Consider the following 4,385-nt stretch of genomic DNA (forward strand, 5'->3'; position numbering starts at 1 on the left):
CGTAGGTGAGGTCGAAGAACTCCGCGTTGGCCGAGGTTTCTGCGAAGGCGTTGAGGAGCCTCGGCTTCGTCTTGGCCTCGAACACCCCCATCGCTTCCCACTCGGGATCTCCCGCACGGTGGCCAGCAGCAACAGCAGCTTGTCGGTCAGCCTTGCTCAGCTCGTTGTTCGTGACGACGATCGCCCTACGATGCCCGCCGTCCCCCGCGTTCATCGCGGCGACGGCGTGCGCGGTCGTGCCGGAGCCGGCGAAGAAGTCGAGGACAACGGCGTCGGGCGAGTTGTTCGCCCACCTAACGAGCTGTTTTATGAGCCGAATCGGCTTCTTACCGTTGGCGAAGCCGACACCACCTTCCTTCGACACGTTGCCCATGTCCTGGTGGAATCCGCGCCACAAGTCGCCACGAATGACAGTGCGACCGAAGCGCCCGTCAGCGTCGTCAGCCGTCCGGTAATTGCGATCGAGGGTGTAGATCTGCAACAGCGTGCCGGTCTTGGACTTTGTGAGCCGATATGACCGCCCCTCAGCCTCATGCCAAACCCATCGCTCCGGAGGAACAGACACTTCTCTCCCCGATACGGGCGGCGTGTCAGTGCGACCAATCTTGTCGAGGTTGTAAAGGAGGAAGTCCCTTGCTGGTTGTGACGCTGCGAGCAGGACGTCCATCCCCTTCGCCCCGATGAACTTCCCTTTCGACTTTCCCTTCTCGCTGACCAGTCGGAAGTTCACGATGTCCTCACGGATGCTGGGTTCGTGATCTAGTCGGTCGTAGACAGACTCGGTAGTCCCGTCGTCGTTGAGCCACAGCGAGTAGTGGGTATCCCACTTATCGATGCTGTCGTAGAGCGGGGTGTGCCGAACCTCAGTGTCGAACGCGGGCGACTTCCGGTAAATCAGGACATACTCGACGTTCTTGACGATGGTGCCTTGCTGAGCGTTCGTCGTTTTTGGCCCCGAAGTTGTGGACATCTCGATCGCGAGCTGGGCGACATGGTTCGTGACGCCGAAGATCTGCTCCATCAACATCCGCAACCGATGCTGCTCGTCATCACCGATCGAAACCATGATCGCGCCGCTCGGCTTGAGTAGCTCACGGGCGAGGCGCAGCCGCCGGTCCATGAATGCCAGCCACTTCGAATGCTGGTAGTCGTCCTCAGTATCGACGTAATCGTCGTTGTAGAGCCAAGCGAACTTTCCGCCGGTGTTGTACGGCGGTTCCCTCGACGGATCAGCCGTGTTGCACCCATCCCACCTGCTGAAGGCCACCCATCTCACCATCACGGCGGGCCGGCCGCCCTGGGACTAACTAGCCTCGCGAGTTCCTCGCACGGCCATCCAGGTCACAAGCCGCACCTCATGCAGCTCGACCTCGGGTAACGGTTGGCGTGGTGGCGGCGCGGTGATCCCGGCTTCGTCGAGGATCTCTGTGACGAGCTTGATGCGTTCTTCGTCGGTGCGGCCTTCGTTGAGGGCTCCTCGCATCTGACGGGCGACCTTGGCGGATGGGACTGCGCGAAGTCGGTTGGCGAGTGCGATCTGAGCGTCGCGGCCGAGGTAGCCGCCAGCGCGAAAGACGAGTTGGTTGGCGTCTCGGAACGAAAGAGGCATCTCGGCCTGGAACGCGTTGGGGTCAGTGAGCTCGTTCCACGCGGTGTAGGCGTGAGAGCGGGCCTCCTCCCAGGCGTCGAAAGCGCGGTCGTAGACGTGATCGGTCAACCAACGTGGCCTGGCCGCGGTTTCGGGGTCGGCAACGCGGAGGGAGACGAGCGTGTCACCAGAAACCCGGGGCTCCCCGTTCTCGTTGGTGGTGACGGCCCAGTCGTCGTCGACGGCGACGTACCGGAACCAAGGCTTGTCGCTGTCGCCGATGCGGATGCAGAAGACGTAGCCATTGCCATGGACCGCGGGGTTCTCGAACCCGCTGCCCGACCCGTAGGGCAGGGCGAGGATGTCTGCCTTCGTGGTCGTGTCGGTCGTGAAGGCCCCGTAGAGGCGGCGCCGGTATTCCTCACCAGACAAGGACGCAGAAGAGCCGCCGGTGTCGAGGAGTTTCTCGAACTCGTCGGTGACGTGGTCGTCGGTGAGGTTGACCTCGTGCCCTGGGCCACGGCCGGGGAGGACCTCCCCTGCGCCAACGGCGGCGTCGGCGATGGCGAGCTTGCGTTGTAGTCGCTCCTCGAGCCGGAGCAGGTCGTCGAGCCGTTCAGCCGGGAAGAACAAGCCAAGGTTGACGTAGTCGTGCTGAGAGCCGATCCGGTCGACACGGCCGTGCCGTTGAACGATCCTCATGGGGTTCCACGGCAGGTCGTAATTGATCATCTGCCCTGCTTGCTGCAGGTTGACTCCCTCAGCGAGCACGTCGGTGGTGAACAGGATGTCGTACTCATCCCTCGCGGTCGGTTCACCCTGGGCACCCCTCGGTCCTGCGGTCTTCGGGGCGAAGCCGGCGATCGTGGCGGCACGGCCGCCCTGGTCGACGCCACCGGATGCGCCACGTTCGTGGACCTTGGCGTATGCGCCCATGATCGGCGGGGCGACCCTGCCCTTGTAGTCGGCCAGTGGCGAGCCGGCTGGTGCTGCGCCGATCGCAGCCACAACAGCCTCGTGGATCGGGATGATCGTGTCGGTGAACGCCGAGAAGACGATGACCTTGCGCCGGTCCCGGTGGGGGACACCGCGCGCGTCGATACGGCGCGCGTCTTCGGCGAGTTGGGTGAGCTCGGAGATGAGCTCCTCGACCTTCGGTTCGGTTCCCTCGATCGCGACCGCAGCGAGGTCTCGCAACCGCCTGAGCACGCTGATGTCTGACCGGACGTCGGCCTCCAGTTCGGTGAGGTGGTACCCGCTTGCCGGTTCGACCTGCTCGTTCTCGTCGTCGAACGCTTCCACGAACGAGTCCAGGTCGTCCGACTCCGACGACACCCACTCGCTGAGCGCCTCCCCCTTCAGGACCCAGCCCTTGTTCAGGGCGGCGAGGAACGCTTCGTGGGATGTGACCATCCTGCCAAGTGACGTGTGGAGGGCGTCGGGACTGGATTCCAACCGTTTGAGCAGGCCAGAGCGGAGCAGCCCCGCGTTGGTGATCTGGTACTCCAACAGGTCCTGGTCGAGGGTGTACCTGGAGGACATGTACCTGGCCAGCATGAGCCGGTTCGGGTCCACGGACCGGTCTTCCCAGGAAGTGTGGGCCTGCGGGTCGGTCGGGTCGTCCAGGGCGTAGACCATCGCGTCGATCAAGACGAGTCCTGCTTCGTTGAGGTCGTAGTCGATGCGTCGCACCTTCGGCTGGGGGAACTTGATCGTGGCGGGTTTCCCGTCCGGGCCGATGATCATCTCGTTCGTGTAGTGCTCCTTCACGAACTTGCGGGTGCGACGGACCGCGACCTGGTCCATCAGGTCGAACAGGTGCTCCGGGGTCAGGTTCGCCGGGTCGATCGCCTGGGCGTCCTTGATGTACTGCCGGATGGAGGGGATCCCCAAGGTCGCGAACCGGGCGTCGTCCCTGATGAAGTACTTGATCAACGTCTCCAGGTCAGCGAGGGAGTTGTTCACCGGGGTCGCCGTGAGCAGGACGACCTGCTTGGGTTGAGACCCTGCGGTGATCACTCGGTCGACCGCGTCTGACCGTTGGGCCGAGGAGTTCCGCAGGTTGTGCGCCTCGTCGATCACGACAAGGGAGTAGTCCTCGATCTCCTGGGCGAATGAGTGATGACCTGGGTGGCCGGGGTCGAGACGATTGCGAACCTCTTCGTAGGAGTAGATCTTCACCCACCGGGAGAAGTCATGAGCCTGCAGGAATGGCTCCCACATCGAGGTCTTCAAAGCTGCCGGCGCCACGATCAGGACCCGTTGACGGTTCAGGTTCGCGGTCCGGAAGATCACTTCACCGGCCAGGTAGGTCTTACCCAGGCCAACCTCGTCAGCGACCAGCACACCCCCGTGCTCGTCCAGGAGCCGCTCCATCCGGGCCACCCCGTCGGCCTGGAACCGGGTCAACGAGAGCCCAGTCTTCACGTGGGGGCTTTCCTCACCAAGGTGTGCCCCGTAGAGCTCCCACAGCATCCGCAGGTAGATCATCCACGGGGTGTGCGGGTCCCACAGTCGCCCGTACAGGCCAGCCAGGTCGTATGGATCGCTGGCCGCCCAGAACCCCTCGAACCATTCATGGACCTTCGCCGCCGACGGTGTCCCGCCCCCGGTGCCGAGGTTCAGTTCGGCGTTCAACGCCAACCCCGCAAACGTCATGTTCGAGGACCCTGCGATCGCGGCTTGTGTCGCGCTGTCTTCGACCAGGTACGCCTTGCCGTGCAGGAACCCTCCTGTGTAGCGGCGCACCACCACCCGTGGCGCACCGTCAGCGTCGACAGACCGCAACCAGTCCACC

The 4,385-nt window shown here is 63.7% G+C and carries 2 protein-coding genes; both read right to left on the bottom strand.

Translation table 11 applies throughout. The features are described 5' to 3' along the window. Positions 1-1,267, bottom strand: a 1,267-nt coding sequence (locus tag MOPEL_RS17125) for a DNA methyltransferase (RefSeq protein ID WP_009481929.1), incomplete at its 3' end; no start/stop codon positions are given. Between the two features lie 36 nt (positions 1,268-1,303). Next, entirely contained in the window at positions 1,304-4,339 is a 3,036-nt protein-coding gene (locus MOPEL_RS05815) for an SNF2-related protein (RefSeq protein ID WP_245544724.1), read from the bottom strand. Positions 4,340-4,385: the final 46 nt, after the last annotated feature.

The sequence above is a fragment of the Mobilicoccus pelagius NBRC 104925 genome (assembly GCF_000247995.1).
In the GTDB taxonomy this organism is placed as follows: domain Bacteria; phylum Actinomycetota; class Actinomycetes; order Actinomycetales; family Dermatophilaceae; genus Mobilicoccus; species Mobilicoccus pelagius.